This window comes from Paraburkholderia sp. RCC_158 (genome assembly GCF_041355255.1).
In the GTDB taxonomy this organism is placed as follows: domain Bacteria; phylum Pseudomonadota; class Gammaproteobacteria; order Burkholderiales; family Burkholderiaceae; genus Paraburkholderia; species Paraburkholderia graminis.
On record NZ_JBFUPM010000008.1, the window covers coordinates 1 to 26,654 of the forward strand.

23 protein-coding genes and 1 tRNA gene are annotated in these 26,654 nt (G+C 62.7%); 11 read left to right on the forward strand and 13 right to left on the reverse strand.

The features are described 5' to 3' along the window. Nucleotides 1-149 precede the first annotated feature (149 nt). The 8 genes from AB6809_RS17245 to AB6809_RS17280 form a co-directional block, all read right to left on the reverse strand. Entirely contained in the window at nt 150-569 is a 420-nt protein-coding gene (locus tag AB6809_RS17245; protein ID WP_006051191.1) for a biopolymer transporter ExbD, read from the reverse strand. Nucleotides 570-595: 26 nt separating this feature from the next. Next, nucleotides 596-1,324, reverse strand: coding sequence for a MotA/TolQ/ExbB proton channel family protein (locus AB6809_RS17250; RefSeq protein WP_029972068.1), 729 nt, complete (start codon nt 1,322-1,324; stop codon nt 596-598). Nucleotides 1,325-1,351: 27 nt separating this feature from the next. Then, nucleotides 1,352-2,086 (reverse strand): energy transducer TonB, encoded by a 735-nt coding sequence (locus AB6809_RS17255; RefSeq protein ID WP_310034443.1) that lies wholly within the window; start codon nt 2,084-2,086, stop codon nt 1,352-1,354. Nucleotides 2,087-2,400: 314 nt separating this feature from the next. Then, nucleotides 2,401-2,634 carry a bacterioferritin-associated ferredoxin gene (locus tag AB6809_RS17260; protein ID WP_029972066.1) on the reverse strand — a complete coding sequence of 78 codons (234 nt, stop codon included), beginning with the start codon at nt 2,632-2,634 and terminating at the stop codon, nt 2,401-2,403. A 238-nt stretch (nt 2,635-2,872) separates the two neighbouring features. Next, nucleotides 2,873-3,760 carry a glutamate racemase gene (gene murI / locus AB6809_RS17265; protein WP_029972065.1) on the reverse strand — a complete coding sequence of 296 codons (888 nt, stop codon included), beginning with the start codon at nt 3,758-3,760 and terminating at the stop codon, nt 2,873-2,875. A gap of 143 nt (nt 3,761-3,903) precedes the next feature. After that, complete coding sequence (gene bfr / locus AB6809_RS17270) at nt 3,904-4,383, reverse strand: bacterioferritin (protein ID WP_006051186.1); 480 nt, start codon at nt 4,381-4,383, stop codon at nt 3,904-3,906. 179 nt (nt 4,384-4,562) lie between these two features. Further along, complete coding sequence (locus AB6809_RS17275; RefSeq protein ID WP_006051185.1) at nt 4,563-6,086, reverse strand: fumarate hydratase; 1,524 nt, start codon at nt 6,084-6,086, stop codon at nt 4,563-4,565. Between the two features lie 51 nt (nt 6,087-6,137). Next, on the reverse strand, nt 6,138-6,704 hold the full coding sequence (locus tag AB6809_RS17280; protein WP_006051184.1) for a TIGR00645 family protein: 567 nt from the start codon (nt 6,702-6,704) through the stop codon (nt 6,138-6,140). A 716-nt stretch (nt 6,705-7,420) separates the two neighbouring features. Between AB6809_RS17280 and acs the strand changes: the two genes are divergently transcribed. The 3 genes from acs (at nt 7,421) to AB6809_RS17295 (ending at nt 12,062) form a co-directional block, all read left to right on the forward strand. Next, nucleotides 7,421-9,403 (forward strand): acetate--CoA ligase, encoded by a 1,983-nt coding sequence (acs, locus tag AB6809_RS17285; RefSeq protein WP_029972064.1) that lies wholly within the window; start codon nt 7,421-7,423, stop codon nt 9,401-9,403. A gap of 177 nt (nt 9,404-9,580) precedes the next feature. Beyond that, a complete protein-coding gene (locus AB6809_RS17290) occupies nt 9,581-10,039 on the forward strand; it encodes a DUF4212 domain-containing protein (protein WP_029972063.1) in 459 nt (152 codons plus the stop codon). 4 nt (nt 10,040-10,043) lie between these two features. Continuing rightward, entirely contained in the window at nt 10,044-12,062 is a 2,019-nt protein-coding gene (locus AB6809_RS17295) for a sodium:solute symporter family protein (protein WP_006051181.1), read from the forward strand. 82 nt (nt 12,063-12,144) lie between these two features. Here the strand turns inward: AB6809_RS17295 and AB6809_RS17300 are convergent, their stop codons facing one another. Then, nucleotides 12,145-12,402, reverse strand: coding sequence for a hypothetical protein (locus AB6809_RS17300; RefSeq protein WP_035570881.1), 258 nt, complete (start codon nt 12,400-12,402; stop codon nt 12,145-12,147). 613 nt (nt 12,403-13,015) lie between these two features. Here AB6809_RS17300 and AB6809_RS17305 point away from each other — a divergent pair. Continuing rightward, a complete protein-coding gene (locus AB6809_RS17305) occupies nt 13,016-13,546 on the forward strand; it encodes a hypothetical protein (RefSeq protein ID WP_029972062.1) in 531 nt (176 codons plus the stop codon). Nucleotides 13,547-13,731: 185 nt separating this feature from the next. Here the strand turns inward: AB6809_RS17305 and AB6809_RS17310 are convergent, their stop codons facing one another. The 4 genes from AB6809_RS17310 to AB6809_RS17325 all read right to left on the reverse strand — a co-directional run bounded on the left by AB6809_RS17310 (nt 13,732) and on the right by AB6809_RS17325 (nt 16,227). Next, nucleotides 13,732-14,142, reverse strand: coding sequence for a helix-turn-helix domain-containing protein (locus AB6809_RS17310; RefSeq protein WP_371026887.1), 411 nt, complete (start codon nt 14,140-14,142; stop codon nt 13,732-13,734). 476 nt (nt 14,143-14,618) lie between these two features. Then, on the reverse strand, nt 14,619-15,041 hold the full coding sequence (locus tag AB6809_RS17315) for a hypothetical protein (RefSeq protein WP_029972059.1): 423 nt from the start codon (nt 15,039-15,041) through the stop codon (nt 14,619-14,621). A 257-nt stretch (nt 15,042-15,298) separates the two neighbouring features. Further along, nucleotides 15,299-15,389, reverse strand: a tRNA-Ser gene (locus AB6809_RS17320). A 214-nt stretch (nt 15,390-15,603) separates the two neighbouring features. Further along, complete coding sequence (locus AB6809_RS17325; protein WP_029972058.1) at nt 15,604-16,227, reverse strand: nitroreductase; 624 nt, start codon at nt 16,225-16,227, stop codon at nt 15,604-15,606. Between the two features lie 354 nt (nt 16,228-16,581). On the opposite strand from AB6809_RS17325, the gene AB6809_RS17330 reads away from it, so the two are divergent. The 7 genes from AB6809_RS17330 (at nt 16,582) to AB6809_RS17360 (ending at nt 26,628) form a co-directional block, all read left to right on the forward strand. Continuing rightward, nucleotides 16,582-16,815 carry an MbtH family NRPS accessory protein gene (locus AB6809_RS17330; protein WP_029972056.1) on the forward strand — a complete coding sequence of 78 codons (234 nt, stop codon included), beginning with the start codon at nt 16,582-16,584 and terminating at the stop codon, nt 16,813-16,815. Between the two features lie 18 nt (nt 16,816-16,833). Beyond that, complete coding sequence (locus tag AB6809_RS17335; RefSeq protein ID WP_029972054.1) at nt 16,834-17,712, forward strand: thioesterase II family protein; 879 nt, start codon at nt 16,834-16,836, stop codon at nt 17,710-17,712. 70 nt (nt 17,713-17,782) lie between these two features. Beyond that, nucleotides 17,783-19,219, forward strand: coding sequence for a peptide synthetase (locus tag AB6809_RS17340; protein ID WP_035570877.1), 1,437 nt, complete (start codon nt 17,783-17,785; stop codon nt 19,217-19,219). A gap of 167 nt (nt 19,220-19,386) precedes the next feature. Further along, complete coding sequence (locus tag AB6809_RS17345) at nt 19,387-20,271, forward strand: YqcI/YcgG family protein (RefSeq protein ID WP_029972052.1); 885 nt, start codon at nt 19,387-19,389, stop codon at nt 20,269-20,271. A gap of 39 nt (nt 20,272-20,310) precedes the next feature. Next, complete coding sequence (locus AB6809_RS17350) at nt 20,311-21,957, forward strand: cyclic peptide export ABC transporter (RefSeq protein WP_114156050.1); 1,647 nt, start codon at nt 20,311-20,313, stop codon at nt 21,955-21,957. A 16-nt stretch (nt 21,958-21,973) separates the two neighbouring features. Continuing rightward, nucleotides 21,974-22,798 carry an ATP-binding cassette domain-containing protein gene (locus AB6809_RS17355; protein ID WP_029972050.1) on the forward strand — a complete coding sequence of 275 codons (825 nt, stop codon included), beginning with the start codon at nt 21,974-21,976 and terminating at the stop codon, nt 22,796-22,798. Nucleotides 22,799-23,025: 227 nt separating this feature from the next. Continuing rightward, entirely contained in the window at nt 23,026-26,628 is a 3,603-nt protein-coding gene (locus AB6809_RS17360; RefSeq protein ID WP_371026888.1) for a condensation domain-containing protein, read from the forward strand. The last annotated feature ends 26 nt before the right edge of the window (nt 26,629-26,654 follow it).

Below are 26,654 nucleotides of genomic sequence, written 5' to 3' on the forward strand. Positions count from 1 at the left end.
CCGAACCGCCCGGTGCGGACCCGCATGCCGGGTGGTGTGGCAGGGGTACGGCCTCATGGCCGTCCCCTATGCCGATTTAGCCCCTGTTTCAAGGGCTTTTCTTCATTTTCCGACGATGCCGGGCATGATCGGCCAGCGTCTCCAAGCGCTCATTTGCCCTTGGGCTGCGTAACGAAACCGATCTTCGTCAGGCCGCCTGCCTGCGCGGCCGACATCACCTGCGCGACCTTTTCGTAAGGCACTTTACGATCCGCGTCGAGATGCAGTTCCGGCTGCGGATTTGCCTGCGCGGCCTCTGCAATTTTCGCGCTCAACTGCGCTTCGTCGACCTTCTTGTCGTTCCACAGCACGTTGCCGTCAGCGTCGACCGCGACGGTGACTTGCGCGGGCTTCGTGTCTTCTTTCTGACTGCTTGCATGCGGCAGATCGATTTTCACCGCGTGGCGGATCACGGGAATCGTCACCATGAAAACGATCAGGAGAACCAACATGACGTCGACGAGCGGCGTCATGTTGATTTCGTTCATCAGGCCGTCGTCATCGTCGCCGGCGAAGGGGCTCATTGCCATCGGTGTGCCTCGTCGTTCAGTGCGCTTTAATTGGCGCGAGCGGCGAGACGCAGGCCGTCGCGCTTGGTCGACGACAGGCGCGCGCCCGTCACGAAGAATGCGTGCAGGCCATGCGCGAAGCGGCTCAGCTTCGCCACGATCGCCCTGTTGGCACGCGTGAGAGCGTTATAGCCGAGCACGGCCGGAATCGCAACGAAGAGACCGAACGCGGTCATGATGAGCGCTTCGCCGACCGGACCGGCCACCTGGTCAATCGACGACTGGCCGCTCGCGCCGATGGCGAGCAGCGCGTGATAGATGCCCCACACCGTGCCGAACAGGCCGACGAACGGCGCGGTGCTGCCGATCGACGCGAGAATCGCGAGACCGCTTTGCATGCGCGCGACGCTTTCGTCCATGGTGTCCTTCAGGCAACGCGTGACCCAGTCCGACACGTCCATCCGGTCATGCAGATGCGGCTGTGTCTGATGGTGATGATCGGCGGCTTCCTGGCCCGACAGCGCGAGCGCGAGGAACGGATTGTCTTGCGGCGTCGACGCGCCGGCGCCGAGCTTCTTCACGCCGTCGGCGAGATCGTCCGAATGCCAGAACGCCTGCTCCGCGTTCTTCGTGAGGCGGTTCAGCCGCATCACGTTCCATCCCTTGATGACGATCACGCTCCACGACATCACCGACATCACCAGCAGCGCGAGCGCGATGCCGCGCGTGACGAAATCCCCTTGCGCCCAGACGTGCGCCAATCCGTAGTTTTGCATTGCAATTCCTTTATTTTGAAATCCGCTTCAATCTTCGAGATTGAAGTTGTAAGGCTGGGTGTAGGCGGCGCGAATGGGCTGGCCGTCCTCGAGATACGGCTTGCACGCGCTCGCATGCGCGGCGGCGAGCGCGGCGTCGTCAAGACGGCTGAAGCCGCTGCTCTTCTTCAATTCGATGTTCTCAAGCTTGCCGGTCAGGCCGACCACGAACTTCACATAGGCGGTGCCGGTTTCGCCGCGGCGCCGCGACAGCGCCGGGTAGTCGGGCTTCGCGATGTTGCAGTCGAGGTGCGAGACGTTCTTCGGCGCGGAGATTTCCATCGTCTGACGGCCGATCGCGGGCGCGGCCGGTGCGGCAGGCGTCGGCGGCGCGGCGGGAGCGGCAGGCGCGGCCGGCTCCGGTGGCGCGACCGTCACGGGCGACGGCGCGGGCGCCTCGCGCAGCGGCGCGGGGGTGGGCTTCGGCGTCGGCTTGGGCTGCACCTTCGGCTTGCTGTGGACCGGCGGCGTGGGCGTGGGCGGCGGCGGCGCGACCGACTGCACCGCGGCCGGCGCGGCAACCGGCGCGGGCGGCAGCAATTGTGCGGTCATCACGCGCGACTCGAGGGCGGGCTGCACCGGGTCGTGACGCAGTGTCAGGATCACGGCGAGCAACGCGACGTGAACCGCCGCGACCAAGGCGGTCGCGGTCAGGACGCGGGGATTCATTCGGTTGGACGAAGCCGGTGCGGCGCCGGCTGAAACGGTATGCGAAGCCTGCATGTTAGCGTGGCGGCGCGCTGTCGATGCAGCACGCCTGACAATACTTCGTCATGTTCGGAAGATCAGCAGCGAAATACACAATGTGGTCACGAAACCAATCAGCAATTCCATCTCGGGCTCCTTTGACGGGTGAGCGGGTCGCTGGCTGGCAGGAATACTGGCTTGCTGACGGCAGTGGACTAAATAAAAAGCGCTCGAAAGCGCCGAATGATGAGCATCAAAAACGCATCTCAACGCGAAGCGGCGGGGGCAGTGCGGCAACAAGACGGCGCAGGTGCTTTTGTGCGCCTCGCGCCGCGTGTCGTGAACTTGCCTTAAGCCGCCTTGCGTTCGTAAAACGTCACCGGCATGGCCTGCTGATGCTCGAAGCCGCACCGGCTCGAGCACACGCCGCTTTGCATCATCACGTCGCGCACCGAGTCCGCGCACTTACCGCAGCAGGTGGCGACGCCGAGCTCGAATTGCAACTCGTCGAACGAGTCGACGCCTTCCGCGATCGAGGCACGGATCTTTCGGTCAGAAACAGACTTGCAGACACAGACAATCATGGCGGGCGTCATAGCTAACGTTAATGCGAATTATTATCATTTTGTTTGGCCGGTTTGGCAAGCGCCTCAGGTGGTTTTTTGTAACAAAACCAGACTCTTAGAAGGGTTTCGACTATGACGCGACGGCGCGGGCTGGCGGCGCGCGGCGCAGCGGACGGTGCTTAAACCGCATAAAAACGCGCGCGGTGGCGTCGGAAGTGGCGTCGGAAACGGCGTCGGAAACCACGCCGAAAGGGCGCTAGGCCGGCTGCGACGAGAGCGCAGCGATACGGCGCGACGGAATCAGCACGCGCTCGACCTGCGCGTCCATGTTCAGCAGCGTCGCGACAAGCTGCCGCAGATGCGTGCCGTTGTCGGTGGAATAAAAGCGCGGCGGCGGGGCGCCTGCCGTTTCGGGCGTTGCGCGCACGCCGTGCTGTTCGAGCACGCGCTCGAGTTGGCGGGCAATCGCCACGCTCGTGTCGATCAACGCCATCCGGTCGCCGACGATGTCGCGGATCGCTGCATCGAGAAACGGATAGTGCGTGCAGCCGAGCACGAGGGTATCGGCGCCGGCGGCGAGCATCGGCTGAAGATAGCTTGAGAGCAGCGCGCGCAACTCCGTCGAACCGACGTCGCAGCGCTCAACGGCCTGCACGAGCCCGTGACCGGGCTGACAGATGAAGCGGCAATCGGCCGCGTAGCGCTCGAGCAGCGCCTGGAAGCGTGCGCTGCGCAACGTGACCTGGGTGGCGAGCACGCCCGCCACGCGCGTTTTCGATTGCAGCGCGGCCGGCTTGATGCCCGGTTCGACGCCGACAAGCGGGATGCTCAGCTTTTCGCGAACCAGCGCGATGGATTGCGCGGTCGCCGTGTTGCAGGCCACGATCAGCGCCTTCGCGCCTTGCCTCGCGAGCCACTCGCCGATGGCGAGTGTCCGGTCCGCGATGAAGTCGTCGTCGCGCTCGCCGTAGGGCGCGTACAACGAATCGGCGACGTACAGCAGCGCCTCGTCGGGCAATTGAGCCCGAACCGCCCGCAACACCGACAAGCCGCCGAGACCCGAGTCGAAAATGCCGACGGGCGCGCGCGAAGCGACGCTCGACCGAGCGATTGATGCATTCGAAGACGGCGATTCTGCTGGCATGGGCGATCGGGACGCGCGGCGCTGCGGTCAGGCAAATCCGGGGAAAGGGAAGCGACCAAGTATATCGCCAGCGCGGCGCATGCTATCCCGAATGAATAGTCAGAAGCTCATGCGCCGGTGCGTGGCCTTGCGATGCGATCCGCTTAGGACTCCACCGAGCCCATCGCGGTTTGCTGGTAATTCTGAATGCCGACCTTGTCGATCAGGTCGAGTTGCGTTTCGAGCCAGTCGATGTGCTCTTCCGTGTCGTCGAGAATCTTCACGAAGATTTCACGCGAGATGAAATCGCGAACTGATTCGCAATACGCAATAGCTTCCTTGCAGGTGCTCTGCGAAATCTGCTCGAGCTTCAGGTCGCATTCGAGAATCTCTTTGGTTTCCTCGCCGATGAGAAGTTTGTGCAGGTCTTGCAGATTCGGCAGACCGTCAAGCATGAAAATCCGTTCGATCAGCCAGTCGGCGTGTTTCATTTCGCCGATCGACTCGTCGTATTCATGCTTGCCGAGTTTCTCGAGACCCCAATGCTTGTACATCCGCGCGTGCAGGAAGTACTGGTTGATCGCGGTCAATTCATTCTTCAACTGGGCGTTGAGATACTCGATAACTTTCTTGTCGCCTTGCATGATCTTTCCTTGGTGGGGACTTCAATTTTTCAACAACAATAAACGCCATGCCTGAAAAAGCCAAGAGAACAGAACATCTTGACGCGGTTCCCGGCTTTGCATGTGACGCATGCCGCCCATGAAAAAAGCCGGGACCGCGGCCCCGGCTTCTCAGTACGCTTGACGCGTCAGGCGGCCAATCAGACTGTTGCGACCGGAATCTTGCCGATCTTTGCCTGCCATTCCTTCGGGCCGGTCTGGTGCACCGAAGTGCCGTTCGAATCGACCGCGACCGTGACCGGCATGTCCTGCACGTCGAACTCGTAGATCGCTTCCATGCCGAGGTCTTCGAATGCCAGCACCTTCGCGCTGCGAATCGCCTTCGACACGAGATAAGCGGCGCCGCCCACGGCCATCAGATACGCGGCCTTGTGTTTCTTGATTGCCTCGATTGCGACCGGTCCGCGCTCGGCCTTGCCGATCATCGAAATGAGGCCGGTTTGCGCGAGCATCGTCTCGGTGAACTTGTCCATGCGCGTGGCCGTGGTCGGGCCTGCCGGACCAACTGCTTCGTCGCGCACCGGATCGACCGGGCCGACGTAGTAGATCACGCGATTCGTGAAGTCGACCGGCAGCTTTTCGCCCTTCGCCAGCATATCGGCGATGCGCTTATGCGCGGCGTCGCGGCCCGTCAGCATCTTGCCCGACAGCAGCAGCGTCTGGCCCGGCTTCCATGCGGCGACTTCTTCGGGCGTCAGCGTGTTCAGATCGACGCGCTTGCTGGTTTCCGTATTCGGTTCCCACTGCACCTTCGGCCATGCGTCGAGCGACGGCGCTTCGAGCTTCGCGACGCCCGAGCCGTCCAGCGTGAAGTGAGCGTGACGCGTGGCCGCGCAGTTCGGAATGATCGCGATCGGCTTGGACGCGGCGTGCGTCGGCGCGGCCATGATCTTCACGTCGAGCACGGTGGCGAGACCGCCGAGACCTTGTGCGCCGATGCCGAGCGCGTTGACCTTCTCATGCAGTTCGACGCGCAGTTCCTCGATCCAGTCTTGCGGGCCGCGTGCGATCACGTCCTGAATGTCGATCGGGTCCATCAGCGATTCTTTTGCCATCAGCATGGCTTTCTCAGCCGTGCCGCCGATGCCGATGCCAAGCATGCCCGGCGGACACCAGCCTGCGCCCATGGTCGGCACGGTCTTCAGAATCCAGTCGACGATCGAATCCGACGGATTGAGCATCGCGAACTTCGATTTGTTCTCCGAGCCGCCGCCCTTGGCCGCGACCTGCACGTCGACCTTGTCGCCCGGCACGATCTCGTAGTGAATCACCGCCGGCGTGTTGTCTTTCGTGTTCTTGCGCGCGCCTTCGGGCGGGCTCACGATCGACGCGCGCAGCACGTTGTCGGGATTCAGATAACCGCGGCGCACGCCTTCGTTGATCATGTCCGTGACGCTCATCGTCGCGCCGTCCCAACGCACGTCCATGCCCACCTTCACGAACACCGTGACGATGCCGGTGTCCTGGCAGATCGGGCGCTTGCCTTCGGCGCACATGCGGCTGTTGGTGAGGATCTGCGCGATGGCATCTTTCGCGGCCGGGCTCTGTTCGAGTTCGTATGCGCGGCCGAGCGCCTGGATGTAGTCGAGCGGATGGTAGTAGCTGATGTACTGAAGCGAATCAGCAATGCTCTGGATCAGATCTTCCTGTTTGATGACGGTCATGGCTAAGCTCGGTGGGGACAGTGCGCTTCTTTCTGTTCGCAGGCTATGCGGTCAGTCGTGCGCTTTCAGGGGAGAGGAACCGGCGGAACCCAGCGGCTGCAAATCCGCGGGTTCCTGAAAATGAGTGGGATGCGTATGCGTGGTGAGGCGGTCGACGAAGGCCATCACGAGCGCGGAAATCAGGAACGCGACGTGGATGATCACCTGCCACATGATCGCGTGCGTCGTGTTCTGGTCCGGGCTGATGAACGTCTTAAGCAGATGGATCGACGAGATGCTGATGAGCGCCATCGAGAGCTTCACCTTCAGCACGCCCGCGTTCACGTGATCGAGCCATTCCGGTTCGTCAGGATGACCTTCGACACCGAGCCGCGACACAAAGGTCTCATATCCGCCGATGATCACCATGATCAGCAGGTTCGAGATCATGACCACGTCGATGAGGCCCAGCACCACGAGCATGATGTTGGTTTCGTCGAGCGTCATCGACGCTGTGACCAGATGCCAGACTTCCTTCAGAAACAGCACCACATACACGCCCTGGGCGACGATCAAGCCGAGATAGAGCGGCACCTGCAGCCAGCGGCTCATGAAGATGACGGCGGGCAGCGGGCGCATGGGGCGGCGTGAACGCGCGGAGTCGGGTCGCGAAGCGGACATAGGCAAGAGTCGGATCTAACGCAGGTGACGGAACGTGAGCCAAATGTGCCGGGCCAGCGTGCGGGTCACGCGCGCGGGTCGGCACGCAAAGCGAGGCGCGGACGGCGCGGCGCGGGCGCACAACAAGAATGTGAGCCGCGGCGCTCGTATCAGCGCGCGCTATTGTACAGCGTCGGCCGGACTTGCTGCGGTGCGGCGGGCAGGGCGGCGGCGCGTCATCCTGAGACGCGCGATTCGAACTGGAATGCGGGCGGCTAGTTCAGTTAGCATTGGGTTAGCCGCTTGACCGCGAGGTTAAGTGAGCACCGCCGTGAGCACCCCGTAAGCGCCTCGTTGCGCGAACGAGCGTCAACAGCATGCGCGTTTCGTGCAAAGCGTCGTACGAATCGCATAAGGGTTTTTGCGGGCACGCCGATGCGGCTCGCGTAAGTGGCTGGTAAGTTGCACCGCTTATGGTTCAACATGAGAGCGGACGCGGCCTCGCCTCCATTCGTGCTGCATTGCCGTACGAGTGAAGGAGAGGGGGGCCGGCCGCGGCGCGGCGATCCATCGCGGGTCGCTCGCGCGAGGGCGGGAGACAGCGCGCCGCAATCGTGCTTCGATTGCGGCGTCTACATGACATGGCGCACGAACGTGCGCCGGCACAGGTTTTCATCTTCACCAAGGGGTTGTCGATGTCTGCGATTGAATCGGTTCTTCAGGAACGCCGTGTTTTCCCGCCATCCGCGCAAGCAGCGGCCGGCGCCACGATCTCCGGCATGGACGCTTACCATGCGCTGACCGCCGAGGCGGAGCGGGATTACGAGGGCTTCTGGGGGCGTCTTGCTCGCGAGACGCTAAGCTGGAACAAGCCCTTTACGAAGGTGCTCGACGAATCGAACGCGCCGTTCTATACGTGGTTCGAAGACGGTCAGCTCAACGCGTCGTACAACAGCATCGACCGTCATGTGGAAGCGGGCAACGGCGAGCGCGTCGCGATCGTGTTCGAAGCCGACGACGGCACCGTCACCAACGTCACCTATCAGGATCTGCTGCAACGTGTATCGCGCTTTGCGAACGCGCTGAAAAAGCGCGGCGTGAAGAAGGGCGACCGCGTGGTCATCTATATGCCGATGTCGATCGAAGGCATTGTCGCGATGCAGGCTTGTGCGCGTATCGGCGCGACGCACTCGGTGGTGTTCGGCGGCTTCTCGTCGAAGTCGCTCAACGAACGGCTCGTCGACGTGGGCGCGGTCGCGCTCGTGACATCGGACGAACAGATGCGCGGCGGCAAGGCGCTGCCGCTGAAAAATATCGCCGACGAAGCGCTTGCAATGGGCGGTTGCGACGCGGTGAAGAGCGTGATCGTCTACAAGCGCACGGGCGGCAAGATCGCATGGGACGAAGCCCGCGATCTGTGGATGCATGAACTCATGCAAGCCGAGTCCGATCAATGCGCGCCCGAGTGGGTCGGCGCGGAACATCCGCTTTTCATCCTCTACACGTCCGGTTCGACGGGCAAGCCGAAGGGCGTGCAGCACAGCACCGGCGGCTATCTGCTGTGGGCCGCGCAAACCATGAAGTGGACCTTCGACTGGAAGGCCAACGACGTGTTCTGGTGTACCGCGGACATCGGCTGGATCACGGGCCATAGCTACATCACGTATGGTCCGCTGACGCTCGGCGGCACGCAGGTCGTGTTCGAAGGCGTGCCGACTTATCCGAATGCCGGCCGCTTCTGGGACATGATCGCGAAGCACAAGGTGACGCTCTTCTATACGGCGCCGACCGCGATCCGCTCGCTGATCAAGGCCGCCGAAGCGGACCAGAAAGTGCATCCGAAAAGCTACGACCTGTCGACGCTGCGCATCATCGGCACGGTCGGCGAGCCGATCAATCCGGAGGCGTGGGTGTGGTATCACGAGAACGTCGGCGGCGGCCGTTGCCCGATTGTCGATACGTGGTGGCAGACGGAAACCGGCGGCCACATGATCACGCCGCTGCCAGGCGCCACGCCGCTCGTACCGGGTTCATGCACGCTGCCGTTGCCGGGCATCATGGCGGCGGTCGTCGACGAAACGGGTCAGGACGTGCCGAACGGGCAGGGCGGCATTCTCGTCGTGAAGCGGCCGTGGCCTTCGATGCTGCGCAATGTGTGGGGCGATCCGGACCGCTACAAGAAGAGCTATTTCCCCGAGGAACTCGGCGGCACGCTGTATCTCGCCGGCGACGGCGCGGTGCGCGACAAGGAGACCGGCTACTTCACGATCATGGGCCGCATCGACGACGTGCTCAACGTGTCCGGTCACCGTCTCGGCACGATGGAGATCGAATCGGCGCTGGTGTCGAATCCGATCGTCGCTGAAGCGGCGGTCGTGGGACGTCCCGATGCAACGACCGGCGAGGCGGTGTGCGCGTTCGTCGTGCTGAAGCGCGCGCGCCCGGAAGGCGAAGAGGCGGTGAAGCTCGCCAATGAACTGCGCAACTGGGTCGGCAAGGAAATCGGTCCGATCGCGAAGCCGAAGGACATCCGCTTCGGCGAGAATCTGCCGAAGACGCGTTCGGGCAAGATCATGCGCCGTCTGTTGCGCTCGCTTGCCAAGGGCGAGGCGATCACGCAGGACGTGTCCACGTTGGAGAACCCGGCGATTCTCGATCAGCTCGGCGAGTCGCTGTAAGGCTGCTCTGCTCGCGCTGGGATCACGCTGGGATCATTCCGGCGCCTATGAAGGGCGGAGGCGTGTCGATCGATGCGCCTCTCGCCCGATCCCGCGATCGGCGATCCGCGATCGGCGATCCGGCATCGCGCGGACAATCCCGATTGCCTGCGCGGTGCCTTTTTGATACATAGGCGCATGGCCGCGCCGCACTCCACCTCTCATGCCACGCACAATCCCCCGCCCGAACCGCCTGCGGTGTCGGAGGCGTTGGCGCGCGCGCATCAAAAGTATTGGCGCTTTAACGTCACGTTGATCGCCGCGTTGATGAGCGTTGGCTTCGCGGTGTCGTTCCTGTTGCCGCTCGCCGCGCCGATGCTCGCGCATGTGCGGATCGCCGGCTTCAGCTTGCCGTTTTACTTCGGCGCACAAGGCGCGATCCTGATCTACCTGGCGTTGATCGTCGTCTATATCCTGTCGATGCAGCGCGCGGATCGCCGGTTGCAGCGCGCGTTCCTTGCCGACGCTGCTGCTGCGGCGGATGCTGTTACCGATACGAACGAAGTCGAGAATAGCGTTGTAAATCAGGCTGTAAATCGCACAACGGACGCCGCCGCGAACCACATCGCCGCCGATTCCGGCACGCGCGGACTCTAAGCCGATGAAGCTCACGAACCGGCTGATCCGCGCATACGCGTTCTACACGCTCGGCTTCCTGCTGTTCATCTATGTGATGTGGCGCATCGAGCGCACAACCGGTCCGGGCATGTGGATCGGCTACGTGTTTCTGTTCGTGCCGATTGCCGTGTATGCAGTGATCGGCTTGCTGTCGCGCACGTCCGATCTCGTCGAATACTACGTCGCCGGGCGGCGCGTGCCGTCGGCGTTCAACGGCATGGCGACCGCGGCGGACTGGCTGTCGGCGGCGTCGTTCATCGGGCTCGCCGGCTCGATCTACGCGACGGGCTACGACGGCCTCGCTTACCTGATGGGCTGGACCGGCGGCTATTGCCTCGTCGCGTTTCTGCTCGCGCCGTACGTGCGCAAGCTCGCGCGCTATACGATTCCCGATTTCCTCGGCACGCGTTTTTCGAGCAATGCGGTGCGCGGGCTCGCGGCGTTGTCCGCGATTCTGTGTTCGTTCGTCTATCTCGTCGCGCAGATCCAGGGCGTCGGCCTGATTGCGACGCGCTTCATCGGTGTCGACTTCGCTGTCGGGATTTTCTGCGGACTCGCGGGCATTCTCGTGTGCTCGTTTCTCGGCGGCATGCGCGCGGTGACGTGGACGCAGGTTGCGCAGTACATCATTCTGATCGCCGCGATCCTGATTCCTGTTTCGATGATCGCGCACAAGGACGGACTCGGCTGGGTGCCTCAATTGAGTTACGGCCGGTTGATGGAGCGCATGGAGAGTCTCGAGAAGCAGGTGCGCGACGAGCCGCTCGAGCAGACCGTGCGCGACGACTATCGACGCCGTGCCGCATTGATGCAGCAGCGGCTCGACATGCTGCCGCATTCGTTCGTCGAGGAGAAACTGCGGCTCACGCAGCAGGTGGCCGATTTGCGGCGGCGCAATGGTCCGCTGCGCGAAATCAAGGAGCGCGAAAAAGCGCTCGAGCAGTTTCCACGCGATGCCGCCGCCGCGCAGGTCGTGTGGACTCAGCAGCGTGATGACATGCTGATGCGCGCGGCCGCGCCGCTGCCGATGCACGAGCCGTTTCCCACAGCAAGCGACGAAGACCGGCGCATGCACGAGCGCAATTTTCTTTCACTGCTACTGTGCCTGTCGCTCGGCACGGCAAGTCTGCCGCATATTCTGACGCGCTATAACACGACGACGTCGGTGGCGTCGGCGCGTCGCTCGGTCGGCTGGACGCTGTTTTTTGTGGCGCTTTTCTACGTGACCGTGCCGGTGCTCGCGGTGCTGATCAAGTATGAGATGTTGACGAATCTCGTCGGTCATCACTTCGCCGATTTGCCGCAATGGCTCACGCAATGGCGCAAGGTCGAGCCGACGCTGATCAGTCTCGCCGACACCAACGGCGACGGCATCGTGCGATGGAGCGAAATTCAGATGCAGCCCGACATGGTGGTGCTGGCCGCGCCGGAGATCGCGGGCTTGCCGTATGTGATGTCCGGGCTGATTGCTGCGGGCGCGCTGGCCGCGGCGCTCTCGACAGCCGACGGTTTGCTGCTCACGATCGCCAATGCTTTATCGCACGACGTGTATTACCACATGGTCGACCCGGGCGCGTCGAGTCAGCGGCGTGTGACGATTTCGAAGATCCTGCTGTTGGGCGTGGCGCTGTTTGCGTCGTATGTGGCGTCGTTGAATACCGGCAACATTCTCTTTCTGGTCGGCGCGGCGTTTTCGCTCGCGGCATCGAGCCTGTTTCCGGTGCTCGTGCTCGGCGTGTTCTGGAAGCGCACGACGCGCCTCGGCGCCGTGGCCGGCATGCTGGCGGGGCTGCTCGTGTGCATCTACTACATCGTGTCGACGTATCCGTTCTTCGCGCAGATGACGGGCTTCGCGGGACCGCGCTGGTTCGGCATCGAGCCGATCAGCTCGGGCGTGTTCGGCGTACCGGCGGGTTTTCTGGTGGCGGTGGGTGTGAGTCTTTTTGATCGGAAGCCGGATGCTTATACGAGGGCGTTGGTGGATTATATTCGGCATCCGTAGGGGGCTCCCTCAAAAAGGCCGCAGTAGGAAACGGCTTTCAATAACCGGTGTTATAGAGGAATCACCCGATGACCTTTATGTTTCAAGAGGAGCGACCCGTCACTTGCTGGACGCGCATCCGGAGGCGCGCGACACCTTGCATCGGTCGATCGAGCATTTCCGGGGCGACAAACGGCCACAAGAACTGATCTGCGCCGTAGCCGGGGGCTTTCAGGGCGATGCCCGCCCACAACAGGCAGATAATCGTCCTCGACGCGTACTCGAAAGCGATCGTCAACCAATTCAGCGCCCAACTTCCGGAAAAGCTCGCGATGTGCAGAGTCGGGGGGCGGCGGCGCATGGACGACGCCGTTGAGCACTCGCGCATCGCCCGGTAGCGCGTAGAGGTCAAAGTTTTTGTCGAACTGGTTTCACACGAGAACTGTCGTGCGGGGGACGCCGCACTCCTGTCCGGCGCGGGTGGCGGCTTGTGCTGCGCGAGTGGAGGTGTCCATCATTCATCAGGGGTCGATGGATGATGGCATAACCACAGTTATTATCGTGTAAATAACTGTGGTTATTTCCCCTGCGCCTGTCGTCTGGCAAATATGTCGCGAGCGAATAGGGCAAGTCGGATCGCGTCGGCCATGGCTCCTGGGGTGTCCTGCCTATACACACCTTCCATTCTCATTTCGACGGTCCTCCGTTGGCAGGTGCGAACAGGTCCGGCAGAGGTACGCAAAATGGGCGCAATAGGTGATCCAGTAAAAGATCGCCTAGTCGAATTCGTAATATCGAAAGATTTACCAAAGGGCAGTGATTGTCAAGCGAGAGCCGGTCCGCCGAAACCCGAGATGGCTTTCCGTGCGTGTGGCCGGCGTTCGAGTCTTGACAATTTTCAACGTCATCCGTCGGGACCCTGGATATTCTCCTCTTGGACATTTTTGTCGCTATTCAAGGGAGGCACCGACTCAATGAAGAAATTAATCGTGGTGGCCGTTATCGCGATGACTGTGGCCGGCTGCAAGCCAAGCGAAGAAGGGATTGGCGAAGATGCGAAAGTATTGCTGCAGCGGCAGATACAGAGCGAAGATGGCCTCAAGGACCTCGACCTTTCCGTCTTGAAGATGGACGTCGTTAATGAAGAGGGCAACAAGTACAAGGGCATAGCCACGGTTCTCATGGACGGCACAGAGCATACCGTGTCTATGCAGATTCTCGCCGACGGCAAAACGGTGATGATCAGCGTGGCGCCGGGGGAATTCACGTTTGCGGTGCCGAAGGCTATCTCAAGGGCGGTGGCGCGGGAGGCGGCGGCGGGCGCCTCAGCGCCCGCCGCGGCTGAGCCTGACGTTGCGAGCGCCGTCGAGGCTGAACCGCTTTCCCGCATGTTGGACCAACTGAACGAGAGGTGTCGCGGGGGCGCCGGCGATGATCCAGCAACCTTGAAAGCATGCAATGCGCGGGACGCGATAGTTGACAAGATAATGGCGCCCGCGTCCTGACGCTTCACAAAGCAAAGGCCATACGATAAAGCCGCAGATAAAGCGGGCAGGGTGCCGCGAAAGACCGCGCAGCTGAAACTAGCGATGCGCAATGTCGTTGATTCTCCGGCGGGATATATCGGCCAGCGACTCGATCGGTCGCCTATCCTGCCTTTTTTTATGTGGCGTCTCGCCTAATTCATCAATCACGGACCCGTCGGGCGCAATGGTGCGACTGCGGCTGTAGAGACGGCCGAAGCAGACCGAAGCAATTCCACCGCTGCCGCCAGTTGCTTAGTCTGTTCCGCAGGCAGACCAACAGTTGCGCGCATCAACCTCCAGACCGCCTTTTCAAGCGCGCCGGGTTCCTGCTTGGTGGCTGCCGGAGTGCTCTCTTTCTCTACTTCCTCCATCGGCTCATCGCCTTTCGCAAGCCATTGCGGCCGAACGCGCAGCGCGGCGGCGAGATCAACTACTCGAGACGTCTCGGAGCCGGATTCGATTTTTTTAATCATCGGCTGTGACAGCCCAACGGCTTCTGCCAGTTCGGCTTGCGTCGTGCGCCGGAGCGCTCGAACGAAACGAAGTCGCTCGCCTAATGAGGTCAGGTTTTCCATTCGACGCACCATATAACTCAGGCGGTCAGGCGCCTACCACGTCGACGCAGTCGAGCGAACAGGCGGCCGCATGAATCCCCGCGCGCCCAAACGAAAACCGTCTCGCCAGTGCGCGATGCACCTTACTGCCGCTCTCCGATTCTGGCTCGAGGGTCTACGACGCCTAAGATCGTATCCCGCGCAGCTCAAGCGCCTGAATCTGACGCTCAGTGAGGGGGTCGGTCTGCCCAAGCAGGAACGCCAGCGACGAATCACATGGGGGCACCCCCCTGGATCATAGAAGCGACTGGGGCGAGAATCATGCCGGGTCTGGCTGGCCAAAACCCCGAATATCGTGGAGTGAAGATAGTAACGGGGCGTTGGTGTTTAATATGCGGAGACGGTGTAGTAGTCAGGACGATCGCTCGCCGCGGAGCGCTTTTCCAAGCTTGCGTTTCCCGTCGCAATCAATCCACTGCTCGGATCATGTTGCAGCATCACCACTTGCAGACGCCTTGAGCGATTGCATTTGTGTTGAGTAAAAATCCCGTCGTCTGATTTTTCTTTTTATTGGTGTAGACCATGGAGGAAACGTTGGTTCCGTGAGTAATCATTTCGTATTGCCCGGTCGCCTGTCCGTTGTATATCTCAATCCAGGTTGTAGTTTCCTGATCGGGCGCATCCTTACTGAGCGGTTCGCCTTCTGAGTTGGCGAGGACCAGCGGAATCGGCTGTTTTGAGTTTTGGTATTTAACGAACGCAGACGAGAATTTGCTCGATGCGTCGTAGTAGGTGCGCATCTCGAGGTTGATCGGTTTTCCGCTAGTAGACGTGAAGCAGAATGTCTCGCTCGTTACTTCGGCGCTCGCGACGAGAGGCAGAAGGAAAAGCGCTGTGGCGAAGGTGGACTTTATGAGCATTTGAACCTACGTAATTCTTCGCTGGTAGCCGTGCGACCCGATCAGCCGAAGGTCAGTCGTTGATCGAATGTAACGATGAGTCGCACAGATCCGCGGAAATCGCCCAGCTTTTGCTCGCGATAGCACACTGCGCCCGAGTAAAGGCGGCGTCGCACGACCTAGGACATGCCAACTATCGTTTGTTTGATACCCGGATCGCAAGCCGAAAAAACAAAAACCCCGTAAATCATCGATTTGCGGGGTTTTGCGCGAACTTCTGGCGGAGAGAGGGGGATTCGAACCCCCGATAGGCTATTAACCTATACACGCTTTCCAGGCGTGCGACTTAAACCGCTCATCCATCTCTCCGCGGGGAGCCGAATTATAGCAAACTTCGGGCCGTCCGCCAGACCCTTTGCGAGAATCGCATTTGACCGGCGCACAGGCCGACGAACGGGGCGTCAGGTTGCCGACGCGCCTGGCACGTGCGAACGGCGGTCGGCGCAGCAAAGTTCGCCTTAAGTACACGCACCGCCGTATCGGCGGCAGGGCCGAGCGCTCCTCACCGCTTCCCCTCGCCACCTCAAATCGACGCACGCCCCAACCACTCGCGCACATAAGCAGAATGCGACGCCCGCACCGCCGAGGGCTCACGAGATTTCGGTGTCCCAACGAAAAGAAATCCCAGCACGCGCTCCGACGGCTCAAAGTCGAGCGCGGCCCACAGATTCGGATCGTAGGCGTCGGCGCCCGTCGCCCAGAAGCCGCCGTAGCCGAGCGCGTGAATCGCGTTGAGCATATTCATCGCGGCCGCGCCGACCGACAGCAGTTGCTCCGTTTCCGGCACATGCGAGTCCGCGCAAGGCGCCGCGGCGATCACGATGATGAGCGGCGCCGTGTACGCAAGCTGCCGCCGATGCTCCAACTCCGCGCGAGGCTTCGCAGGCTCGCGACGCGCCGCGACATCGACGAGCACATCGCCAAACTCGGCCCGCGCGTCGTCGCGTATCAGTGCAAAGCGCCACGGACGCAGCGAGCCATGATCCGGCGCCCGCATCGCGGCATCGAAGATGAGACCCAGCTCCGTCTCGCTGGGCCCTGGCTCGGCGAGTGGCCAGTGCGACTGACGCGAGAGCAGGGTGTCGAAAAAAGCGTGCTGCGGCCGTGACGCGGTGTCTTCCACGTTGCCGCTTTGCGAGTTGTCCATGACGAGTGCCTCGAGTTTCCAATCTCGCCGATGATGGCGACAAACGCATGACAATGCAAATGATTCTTATTTGCTTGTCTGATGAAACGTTTTGGCTTAAGCTCCTTTTCCGCAGCCGCACACGTTTGCGTGAGGCTGCGAGAACGGCGACCAAAAGCAGGACGTCGCTGGCCTTGACATGCACAGCGGCCGACGAGTAAATTTAAATGCAAATGATTCGCATTTAAATGCGAAACGGATAAGCCGTCGATCGAAGTGAAGCAGCAGTGCTTTGATGTTGAAGGCACAGAAGGGCAGCCGACGCCTTCACCCGATCAACCAGACGTACACAACTTCGTTCAGCAAGGAGCCGCGATGAGCTGGGGTGACGAAAACAGCAATTTCGTTGTCGTTGTAAATGATGAAGAACAGTATTCGATCTGGCCTGACTACAAGGCCATTCCCGCCGGCTGGCGCGAAGCGGGCAAGTCCGGCAAAAAGGACGAATGCCTGCAATGGATCGACGAGGTCTGGACGGATATGCGTCCGCTGAGCTTGCGCAAGGCGATGGCCGAGAGCGCAGCGGCCGACCGCGTGACCAACTCGTGATGCGCGAGCGTTGAACCGATGAGCTCGCCGAATCGCATGCCGAATGTGCCTGAGATGCACGACGCGCCCACCACGCTGACGCTCCTCTGTCTCGCGCATGCCGGCGGCAGCGTGGCGCTGTATCGGGACTGGCAGCATCGGCTGCCATCGTTCGTGCAGCTGCGCACACTCGAGCTGCCGGGTCACGGCATGCGCCGCTCGGTAGCGCCGCATACCGACTGGCCGGCGCTCGTCGCGCAACTCGCGGACGAACTGCTCGCGCTCGTCGATGGCGGCGCTCCATTTGCGTTGTTCGGCCACAGCATGGGTTCGCTCGTCGGACTGGAACTCATGCATGCGCTGCGCGAGCGGGGCAAGCCGGCGCCCGTCTGGTTCGGTGCATCGGCAACGATCTCGCCGGCGCGCCGCAAACACGAAACGCATTGGCTCGATTGTTCGCATGACGAAATGATTGCATGCCTGCGCGAGCGCGGCGGCACGCCGGCCGAACTGCTCGACGACGCGGATTTCATCGACTTTATGTTGCCGCTGCTGCGCGCCGATTTTCATTTGTGCGGCACGCATCCGGCGTATATGGCGGCGCGCGCCGGCACGTCGGCTGGCGCTGGGCCGCTGGACTGTCCGATCGACGTATTCGTCGGCCGCGACGATCCCGCCACGGCCAACAGCGCAGACGTCGATGCGTGGGCACAACAGACGCGCGGCCCATGCGAGGTGCACTGGTTCGACGGCGGGCATTTTTTCATCGACACGGCGCGCGATGCCGTACTTGCAGCGGTCGCCGAGTCGCTCGCGCAACGAATGCAAGAAGCGCAACGAACACATCAACCGCAAACCGCACAAACGCCGCAGCCCGCCAACACCACGACGCAACCGTTGCACCGGGCCCTCGCGTGACTCACTCGCGCGAAACGCCCAGCAACCAACACTCGCAGTTTGAGGCAACCCGGATAAGGACCGAATGACCATGAGCCAGGCTTCGCTGCCGATCTTCGATTTCTCGCCGTTCGTTGGCCACAGCGAGCGCTACGTCGCGCTCATCAAGCAGTTCGCGGCGGCGCAGCCGTTTCGCAGCGCGACGGTCGACGAGTTGCTGCTCGACGACGATTTCCATCGCCGCCCGTTGCGTCCCGAGGACTTCGAGTTCCTCAAGTTCATGAAGCCGGTGCGAGAGCACAACGTGAGCCGTCTTCCGGCGCTCGCATCCGGGCGCACGCTGATGTCGATCTATGAGTTCGATCTCGCGCGTCCGCCGCTGAGCGCGGAGCCTGCCGACTGGCAACGCTTCACCGATTTCTATAGCGAAAACAAACGCGAACTGGGCGCGCAGATCGCGCCGTTTCTCGAAGCGTACGCATTCGAATACCTGACGAAAGACGTCGACACGAGCGAAGATATCGGCGCTGCGAGCGCGCGCATCACGCGCATTGTCGACGACGAGCTTGCGTTCTGGAACGACACCTTCGCGCGGCTCATGCGCAACGACTACCTCGAAGAAGGGCTGCGCTTCATCATGGTTCAGCGCTGGGCGCTCGCGGTCTCGAAGCGCCGCGCGCTCGCGCGCGCCGGCGCAAGCGGCTTCTTCGACATGCTCCCGCCTGATGAGCGGCCCAGCCTTCATCGCGAAACGCCTGACGACGCGCTGTTCGAACGCGTCGCGTCGGCGAGCGGCGTAACGCGTCGGCAGCACGCGTACTGGCAGTTCTATCTGCCGACCAGCACCGCGAAATGCAACCTGTTGTACGCGCTCGCGCGTCGGCCGGATCGCGCGTTCGGACTGATCGGCGCGGCATTCGCGGCCGAAGCCGAATGGCTCGCCTTCGGTCTCGCGCTCGAACGCGCCTGCGCGCACTTGCAGCCGGCTGGCCGAAATCATACGGATGCCGAAGCATTGAAAAGCGCGCTCGAACAGCGTTGCGCGCGAGCAATGCGGCGCGTGGCCGATAATTTCGGCGCGGCGGCGCGTGCGCAGTATGTGCAAGGCATCGTCGCGGGCGAGCGGCTCGCCGGGCGTGGTCGCTGGGATCTCGGCGAGCAGTTGCGCTGGCTTGCGTCGATTCGCGACTACGTTGCGTTCGCGCATCGCATCAGCGCGCGCATCGACGCCGAGTGTCCGGGCATCGACCGCGAGACGTTCGTCGAACCGCACGAAATGTGTTCGACGACGCACGTGCACAACGATCATCGCCTCGTCACCATCGAGGAGGGCGACATGCTCTTCTGGGGCAACGTCGGCATGCAGCACGCAATGCACAAAGGCGACATGGTGCTGATCCCCGATGGACGTCTGCATGGCTCGACGGTGGTGTCGAACGAATGCACGTATCACCAGCCGATCATTCCCGATGCGTGGATCGAGGCCCTCGTCGCCGAACTCGACGAACCGGCGACGGCCACGACGTAAGCGAATACAAAGAAGAAGAAAACCGCAGCACCATGCAGGCGCCCACGGCGAAGATCGACAACAGAGGTGCCTCTTCCCCACGACAGTATCGACGTCCCGGCCACGCGGTCCGGGATGCCTCGCGCGCTCGGCGCGCACAACAGTGGGTCAGGAAGAGAGAGCGAACGATGCAAGCAGGCAACAGTGCTGTCGGAGAGGCCGATCGATTCGAGGTCAGCGACTGGAAGAGCCGGATCATTGCCGGCAGAGCGACGGGCGCCGCGGTGTCCGCGCCCGCGTGGCTGGACGCTTCATATGCGACGCTGCGCGAGCAGGTCCTCGATCCGGCGTATCCGTGCTTTTTCGGCACGATGGCGGAGCGGCGCGGCGAGATGTTCTATTCGTTCGTGAACGGCCGCGATCTGCGCGATCTGCCCGCGACGATGCAAACTTTCGCGGAGCTCGCGGTGCGGCCGGAGTACAGGAGAAATAACATCGCGGTATTCTTCGAGCCGGACCCGGAGCCGCTTTCGCACGATGCATGTCGAACGCTTTTCTGGGGCATTCTGCAGCGGTTGCACGACATCGACCCAGACCCGGCGGCAGACCAGCAGCCGGACCCGATGGATGAAGCGTGGGAGTTTTCATATGCGGGTGTGCAGATGTTCGTGGTGTGCGCGTGTCCGTCGTTTCGCGCGCGCCATAGCCGTAACTTAGGCCCTGGAATGGTGCTGCTGTTCCAGCCGCGTTCGGTATTTGTCGATACCATCACGAACAAGGTGATTGGCCGTGAGGCACGCAATCAGGTGCGCAAGCGTCTGGAAACATGGGACGACATTCCCGCGCATCCCGATCTCGGCTTTTACGGCGATCCGGGCAACCTCGAATGGAAGCAGTACTTTCTGGACGACGCAAACGCGCCCATCGAGGAACGCTGTCCGTTTTTGAAGCGCCGCGCGCAGGCCGCGGCACATTCGGCGCAGGCGCGCCGTCATGTGCCCGCACACGGCACGCGTAACGAACACGAAAAAGCCTTCGCGCATTGGGACGATGCGCGGGGCGCCGATAACTGACGCGGCCCCTTGCATTGACGCCGCGACGAAAGGAGCTTCATGTCCGTACTTTTGCAACTGGTCAGCAAATCGCGCTGGATGATCGCCGTCGCGCTGATAGCGAGTGTGCTGGGCGGCCTCGGCAATGCCGCGCTGCTCGCCCTCATCAACCAGGCGCTGGTCGCGACGCCCGATGGCCTCGCGCGGCTCGGCTTGCAGTTTCTCGCGGTGGGCCTTGGCGTGCTCGCGATGCGCGCGCTCGCGCAGTCGCTCTTCATGTGGCTCGGTCAGCAGGCGAAGGCAACGCTGCGCATGCGCACGATTCGTCGCATCGGCGACGCCGCGTTTGCGCATCTGGAAAAGCAGGGCGCGGCGAAATCGCTCGCGGTGCTCACGCAGGACCTCGATACCATCGTCGTGTTTTTCGTGAGCCTGCCTTCGCTCGCGATGCAAAGCGCGGTGATCGTCGGCTGCCTTGCGTATCTCGGCTATATGTCGTGGCCGATTCTCATCGTCGCGATCGTGACGATCGTGCTCGGCATGACGGGTTTTCGCTACGCGCATAGCCGCGCGATGTTTCATCTGCGCGCGTCGCGCAAGCGCGAGGACGATCTGGTCAAGCACTTCCGCGCGCTCTTTGACGGCGCGAAGGAACTGAAGCTGCATCGCGCCCGCAAGCACGCGTTCGTCGAAGACACGCTTGCGAGCAACGTCGAAGCGGTGCGCGTGCAGCGCACGCGCGGCTACATGTTGTACGCGGCGGCGTCGAGCTGGGGCAACTTCATTCTGTTCGCGTTCATCGGCCTGACGCTCTTCGTGTTCGCGCGCTACATCCGCGTCGATCCGCATGTGATGTCGGGCTACGCGATCGTGTTCGTCTACATGATCATGCCGATCGAAGCCGTCCTCGCCGCGATGCCGAGCCTGAGTTCGGCGCGCGTCGCGCTCGAGCGCATCGAACAGGTCAATGCCGAACTACCGAGCGAGGTGATGCTCGAGCCGTCTGTCGCGGCATCGTTCGAAAGCATTGCGCTCGACGGCGCCACGCATCGCTACTTCCGCGAAAAAGAAAACGAGGTGTTCACGCTGGGACCGATCGACCTCACGTTCCGTCCGGGCGAACTCGTGTATCTGATCGGCGGCAACGGCAGCGGCAAGACGACGCTCGCGAAAATGCTGGTCGGACTTTATGTGCCGGAGAGCGGCCGCGTGCTGCTGAACGGCGAGCCCGTCGACGAAGCGCGGCGCGACGCCTACCGTCAACATTTCTCGGTCGTGTTCAGCGACTTCTTTCTGTTCGATACGCTGCTCGGCATGCATACCGACGGGCTCGATGCGCTCGCGCAACAACTGCTCGCCGATCTGCAACTGGATCACAAGGTCAGCGTGAAGGACGGCAAGTTCTCGACGCTCGATCTGTCGCAAGGGCAGCGCAAGCGGCTCGCGCTCGTCGTCGCGTATCTGGAAGACCGGCCGTTCTATGTGTTCGACGAATGGGCCGCGGACCAGGACCCGCTTTTCAAGGACGTCTTCTACAAGCGTCTGCTGCCGGAGCTGAAGGCCAAGGGCAAGACCGTGCTCGTCATCACGCACGACGACCGTTACTTCCATCTCGCCGAGCGCTTTATCAAGCTCGATTTCGGCCAGATCGTCGAAGACGGCTCGGGCGCCGCGCATGCCGCGAGTCTCGCGTCCGCTTATCACTGATCAGGATTCACCGCTCATGAATGCCAATCCGTCCGTTATTTCCGCGTCCGCGCAGCTTGCGCACGGCGAGCCGATGTACGAACTCGACGGCGTGTCGTTTCGCATCGGCGAACGCGTGCTGTTGCATCCGCTCGCGCTCACGCTGCCGAAGGGACGCGTGTGTGGTCTGATCGGCCACAACGGCTCGGGCAAATCGACGCTGCTCAAACTGCTCGCGCGTCAACAGTCGCCGAGTGCGGGCACGCTGCGTTTCGCGGGCCGTCCGTTGCGCGAGTGGGAGAACCGCGAGTTCGCGCGTCAGGTGGCGTATTTGCCGCAGCAGCAGCCCGCGGCGAGCGGCATGACGGTGCGCGAACTCGTCGCGCTCGGCCGCTATCCGTGGCACGGCGCGCTTGGCCGCTTTACCGGCGTCGACGGAGAGAAGGTTCATGAGGCGATGGAGCTGACGGACATCACGCGTTTCGCGGACCGTGCAGTGGACAGTCTGTCGGGTGGTGAGCGGCAACGCGCGTGGATCGCGATGCTGGTCGCGCAGGACAGCCAGTGCCTGCTGCTCGACGAGCCGATCTCGGCGCTCGACATCGCGCATCAACTGGAAGTGCTCGACCTCGTGCGTACGCTGAGTCAGCAGCGCGGTCTCGGCGTGGTCGTCGTGTTGCACGACGTCAACATGGCAGCGCGTTTCTGCGACGACCTGATCGCGCTGAAGGGCGGCCGCCTGCTTGCGAGCGGCAGCGCGCACGAGCTGATCGAAGAAGAGATGCTTGGCGCAATTTACGGCGTGCCGATGGGCACGGTTGCGCATCCGCGCGGCGGCACGCCAATCAGTTTCGCGTATTGATCGTCATGTGCCGGGCCGCGTTTGCATCGCTGTGATGCACCGTAACCGGCACCGCATGACCCGCATCACATAACGGCGTTCCCAAGAGACGCCTTGCTCCCCGCAATGACTACGAAATTGACGCCCGCCGTCGCAACGCATGCGACGGCGGCGATCGCTGTGCGCCGCGCGATGCGGTCCAGCGCGACGACGGCCGCGCGGCGCGCGGCAAATCTCGGGAGGCGAGGATGTCTGTTATCAATACGCCGCGCCACGATGGCGCGGACAAGCACGCGGCGAATTGCGCTGCTCACGAACACGCGGTAAGCAATACGGCGGCATTCGATGACGCGCCGTTCCAGACCGCGGCGGCGCCCGCGAACGACCTTGTCTCGGTGATGAAGCTGCACGTTGCCGAGCGCCCCGATCAACTGGCAGTGCGCTTTCTCGTCGACGGCGACACCGACGCGCACGAGCTCACCTACGCAGCGCTCGACGCGCGCGCCCGGCGTCTTGCCGCGGTCCTTCGCCAACACGGTGCGCCGAACGACCGCGTGCTGCTGATGCTGCCGAGCGGGCTCGATTACGTCGTGTCGTTCTTCGCCTGCCAGTATGCGGGAATGATCGCGGTTCCCGCGTATCCGGCCGAAGCGCTGCAAAGCGGACATATCGAACGGCTGCGGCGCATGTCGGGCGACTGCATGGCGCGTCTCGCGGTGGTCGAGCGCGCATCGCAGGCGTCGCTTGCTGCGTTGAATCACGAGCCGGGCTTGAACGGCGCGACGCTCGTGTCGCCGGACGAAAGCAGCGACGACGGCTTCTGCATCGAGCGCGCCGAACCCGATGCGATCGCGTTCCTGCAATACACGTCCGGTTCGACCGCGTCGCCGAAAGGCGTCATCGTTAGTCATGCCAACTTATGTGCGAACGTGAGTGCAATGTCGCGCGGCATGGGTTGCCGCGCCGGCGACCGCATGTTCTCGTGGCTGCCGCTTTATCACGACATGGGACTGATCGGCAGCGTGTTGATGCCGGTGCTGTGCGGCTTCCAGGTCACGCTGATTTCGCCGCTGCATTTTCTGGAGCGGCCGGCGCGCTGGCTCGCCGGCATCGCACGAGAACGCGCGACCGTCACGGGCGGTCCCGACTTCGCGTATCGACTCTGCACGGACCGCGTGCGAGATGCGCAGCTTGCAGGACTCGACCTGTCGTCGCTGCGTGTGGCGTTCTGCGGCTCGGAGCCGATTCGCCAGACGACGCTCGACGGTTTCGCCACGCGCTTTAGCGCCCACGGTCTCGATCCCCGCGCGATGTACGCCTGTTATGGGCTCGCTGAGGCAACGCTGTTTCTGACCGGCGTTGAGGTCGGCACAGGTTCGCCTGAGACGCGCTTTTCGGCATCGGCGCTCGCGCAGCCGTCGCCGATTGCGCGGGCCGTCGCTTCGAACAACGAGAGCAATGACGACAGCAAGGCCGTCGTCGGTTGCGGCGTGACGGCGTTCGGCCACGAGCTTGCAATCGTCGACGCGCGCACAGGCGAGCGCTTGCCGGAGCGGCATGTCGGCGAGATATGGTGCGGCGGCCCGAGCATCACGCACGGTTACTGGCAAAACCCGGAGGCCACAGCCGCTGTGTTTCTCGACGACGCGCCCGGTTTCCGCGGACGCTGGCTGCGCACCGGCGACCTGGGTTTCGTCGACGGCGGTCAGTTGTTTTTTTGCGGACGGCGCAAGGACATGATCGTGCTGCGCGGCGAAAACGTGTATCCGCAGGATCTCGAAACGATGCTCGCGGATCGCGTTGAGTGGCTGCGCCGTGGGCGCATCACCGCGTTTCCGGTTGAAGCAGCGGATGGCGCCGAAGCGATCGGCGTCGCGGCGGAAGTGCCGCGTGGGAGAGCGCGGCAGGTGTCGCCGGAGACGATTTTCGATGCGATCGCGGCCGCGCTCGGTGACGCATTTCAGTACGAAGCCGCGTTGATTCTGCTGCTCGAACCCGGCGATTTGCCGCGTACTTCGAGCGGGAAACTGCAGCGCAGCGCGTGCATTGCAGCATGGCAAAGCGGTGCGTTGGTGCCGTTTGCGGTACGTGATGCGAGATTTGCTCCGACGCAAGGTGCCGCGATGGGTGCACTCACTTCAAACACGAAGGACGGTGCATTAACGCCGACCGCGCAAGTCATCGCTCGCGTGTGGAGCGAGGTGCTCGACGTGCCGACACCTTGCGCATCGGATGATTTCTTCGCGCTCGGCGGGCGGTCGCTGCTGGCCGCGAAGGTTGCGTCGCGGTTGCGCGCGCAGTTCGGGCGCGAAGTGCCGGTTGGCCTCTTGTTTAGCCGTCCGAAGCTTTGTGTTCTGGCGGATGCGCTAGATAAGCGCTGGGTGGTCCCGTCGCACGACGCGTCAACCGTTGTCGCTCTCACGCGCCGCGCTGAAGGCGAGCGCGGCGAGGCGCCGCTCTCGTTGCCGCAGGAACGTCTATGGGTATTGTGGCAACTCGACCCGGATAGTCCCGCGTACAACATCTCGGCGGCGCTCGCGATGAGCGGTCCGCTCGACGGCGACGCCGTCCAAAGCGCGCTCGATGCGCTGGTGCATCGTCATGAGATGTTGCGCACGCGTTTTGACGATAGCGGCGACGCGCCGCGTCAACTGATTGCGCCCGTAGAAGACCTGGCGGCTGTTCGCAACGCGTGGCATTGGGAAACCGTCGACGCACGTAACCTAACCGACGACGCCTTCAACGCGCAATTGCGCCGCCTTGCCCGCGAGCCGTTCGATCTGACGCGCGGTCCGTTGTTTCGCGCGACGCTGTTCATCCGCGACGATGAGCGACATGTACTGCATTTCGTCATGCATCACATCGTCGCGGACGGTTGGTCGATCAATGTGCTGCTGCGCGACTTCGCCGCTTGTTATCGCGCGGCGCGGCAGGGCGCGGAGCACGCCCTAAACGCGCCACTCGCGCTACCCCCGTTAGCGATCCAATACGCCGACTACGCCGCGTGGCAGCGCGAGCGTTTCGCCATCGACGGCAGCGCGCAACTTGGCGCGCAGCTCGACTACTGGCGCGGTCGTCTCGCGGGCTATGACGCTTTACTCGATCTGCCGACCGTGCACGAACGCGGGCGTCCTTATGAGCCTCGCGCCGCGCGCGTCGGCGCACACATTCCGGCTGCGCTCGCGAGCCGTCTCGAGTCGCTTGCGCGCGCGGAAAACGCCACGTTGTTCATGGTGCTGCTCGCCGCGTTTGCTGCGCTGCTCTCGCGCTACAGCGGCGCACAGGACGTGGCGATCGCGGTGCCCGTCGCCGGCCGCGACCGGCTGGAAACGGAGCCGCTGATCGGCTTCTTCGTCAACACGCTCGCGATACGCGCGTCGGTGAAGGGCGCGAAGCCGTTCGCCACATTGCTGCGCGAAGTGCGCGACGACAGCATCGACGCGCAGGCGAATGCCGACGTGCCGTTCGAGCGCGTCGTGGCCGCGTTGCACTCCGGGCGCCGTGCGGGTGGCAGTCCGCTCGCGCAGATCAAGTTCGTGCTGCACGACGAGTTCGACACCGCGCTCGACCTCGACGGCGTGCATTGCGCGTTGATCGATGCGGACGCAAGCGACGCGCGCTTCGAACTCGCGCTCGACGTGCTGCGCGAGGGCGACCACGGACTGCGCTGCGTGTTCGCGTACGCGGCCGAGCTTTACGACGATGCGTTCGTCGCGCAGTTCGCGTGGCACTACGTCTCGCTGCTCAAACAGATCGCCGACACGCCGCGTTGCGCGATCGGCGAATTGCCTCTTGATGACGAAGAAGCGGCCAACAGCGCGTCGCCGGTTGCGGGCGCGTACGCGTTCTGAGCGCGCTGCTTATCGCGTGTCGACGC

What these genes read in the sequence shown, in the direction of transcription:
- AB6809_RS17245 (WP_006051191.1), bottom strand. Translation starts at nt 569, where the DNA reads ATGGCAATGAGCCCCTTCGCCGGCGACGATGACGACGGCCTGATGAAC.
- AB6809_RS17250 (WP_029972068.1), bottom strand. Translation starts at nt 1,324, where the DNA reads ATGCAAAACTACGGATTGGCGCACGTCTGGGCGCAAGGGGATTTCGTC.
- AB6809_RS17255 (WP_310034443.1), bottom strand. Translation starts at nt 2,086, where the DNA reads ATGCAGGCTTCGCATACCGTTTCAGCCGGCGCCGCACCGGCTTCGTCC.
- AB6809_RS17260 (WP_029972066.1), bottom strand. Translation starts at nt 2,634, where the DNA reads ATGATTGTCTGTGTCTGCAAGTCTGTTTCTGACCGAAAGATCCGTGCC.
- murI (WP_029972065.1), bottom strand. Translation starts at nt 3,760, where the DNA reads ATGCCAGCAGAATCGCCGTCTTCGAATGCATCAATCGCTCGGTCGAGC.
- bfr (WP_006051186.1), bottom strand. Translation starts at nt 4,383, where the DNA reads ATGCAAGGCGACAAGAAAGTTATCGAGTATCTCAACGCCCAGTTGAAG.
- AB6809_RS17275 (WP_006051185.1), bottom strand. Translation starts at nt 6,086, where the DNA reads ATGACCGTCATCAAACAGGAAGATCTGATCCAGAGCATTGCTGATTCG.
- AB6809_RS17280 (WP_006051184.1), bottom strand. Translation starts at nt 6,704, where the DNA reads ATGCGCCCGCTGCCCGCCGTCATCTTCATGAGCCGCTGGCTGCAGGTG.
- acs (WP_029972064.1), top strand. Translation starts at nt 7,421, where the DNA reads ATGTCTGCGATTGAATCGGTTCTTCAGGAACGCCGTGTTTTCCCGCCA.
- AB6809_RS17290 (WP_029972063.1), top strand. Translation starts at nt 9,581, where the DNA reads ATGGCCGCGCCGCACTCCACCTCTCATGCCACGCACAATCCCCCGCCC.
- AB6809_RS17295 (WP_006051181.1), top strand. Translation starts at nt 10,044, where the DNA reads ATGAAGCTCACGAACCGGCTGATCCGCGCATACGCGTTCTACACGCTC.
- AB6809_RS17300 (WP_035570881.1), bottom strand. Translation starts at nt 12,402, where the DNA reads ATGCGCCGCCGCCCCCCGACTCTGCACATCGCGAGCTTTTCCGGAAGT.
- AB6809_RS17305 (WP_029972062.1), top strand. Translation starts at nt 13,016, where the DNA reads ATGAAGAAATTAATCGTGGTGGCCGTTATCGCGATGACTGTGGCCGGC.
- AB6809_RS17310 (WP_371026887.1), bottom strand. Translation starts at nt 14,142, where the DNA reads ATGGAAAACCTGACCTCATTAGGCGAGCGACTTCGTTTCGTTCGAGCG.
- AB6809_RS17315 (WP_029972059.1), bottom strand. Translation starts at nt 15,041, where the DNA reads ATGCTCATAAAGTCCACCTTCGCCACAGCGCTTTTCCTTCTGCCTCTC.
- AB6809_RS17325 (WP_029972058.1), bottom strand. Translation starts at nt 16,227, where the DNA reads ATGGACAACTCGCAAAGCGGCAACGTGGAAGACACCGCGTCACGGCCG.
- AB6809_RS17330 (WP_029972056.1), top strand. Translation starts at nt 16,582, where the DNA reads ATGAGCTGGGGTGACGAAAACAGCAATTTCGTTGTCGTTGTAAATGAT.
- AB6809_RS17335 (WP_029972054.1), top strand. Translation starts at nt 16,834, where the DNA reads ATGAGCTCGCCGAATCGCATGCCGAATGTGCCTGAGATGCACGACGCG.
- AB6809_RS17340 (WP_035570877.1), top strand. Translation starts at nt 17,783, where the DNA reads ATGAGCCAGGCTTCGCTGCCGATCTTCGATTTCTCGCCGTTCGTTGGC.
- AB6809_RS17345 (WP_029972052.1), top strand. Translation starts at nt 19,387, where the DNA reads ATGCAAGCAGGCAACAGTGCTGTCGGAGAGGCCGATCGATTCGAGGTC.
- AB6809_RS17350 (WP_114156050.1), top strand. Translation starts at nt 20,311, where the DNA reads ATGTCCGTACTTTTGCAACTGGTCAGCAAATCGCGCTGGATGATCGCC.
- AB6809_RS17355 (WP_029972050.1), top strand. Translation starts at nt 21,974, where the DNA reads ATGAATGCCAATCCGTCCGTTATTTCCGCGTCCGCGCAGCTTGCGCAC.
- AB6809_RS17360 (WP_371026888.1), top strand. Translation starts at nt 23,026, where the DNA reads ATGTCTGTTATCAATACGCCGCGCCACGATGGCGCGGACAAGCACGCG.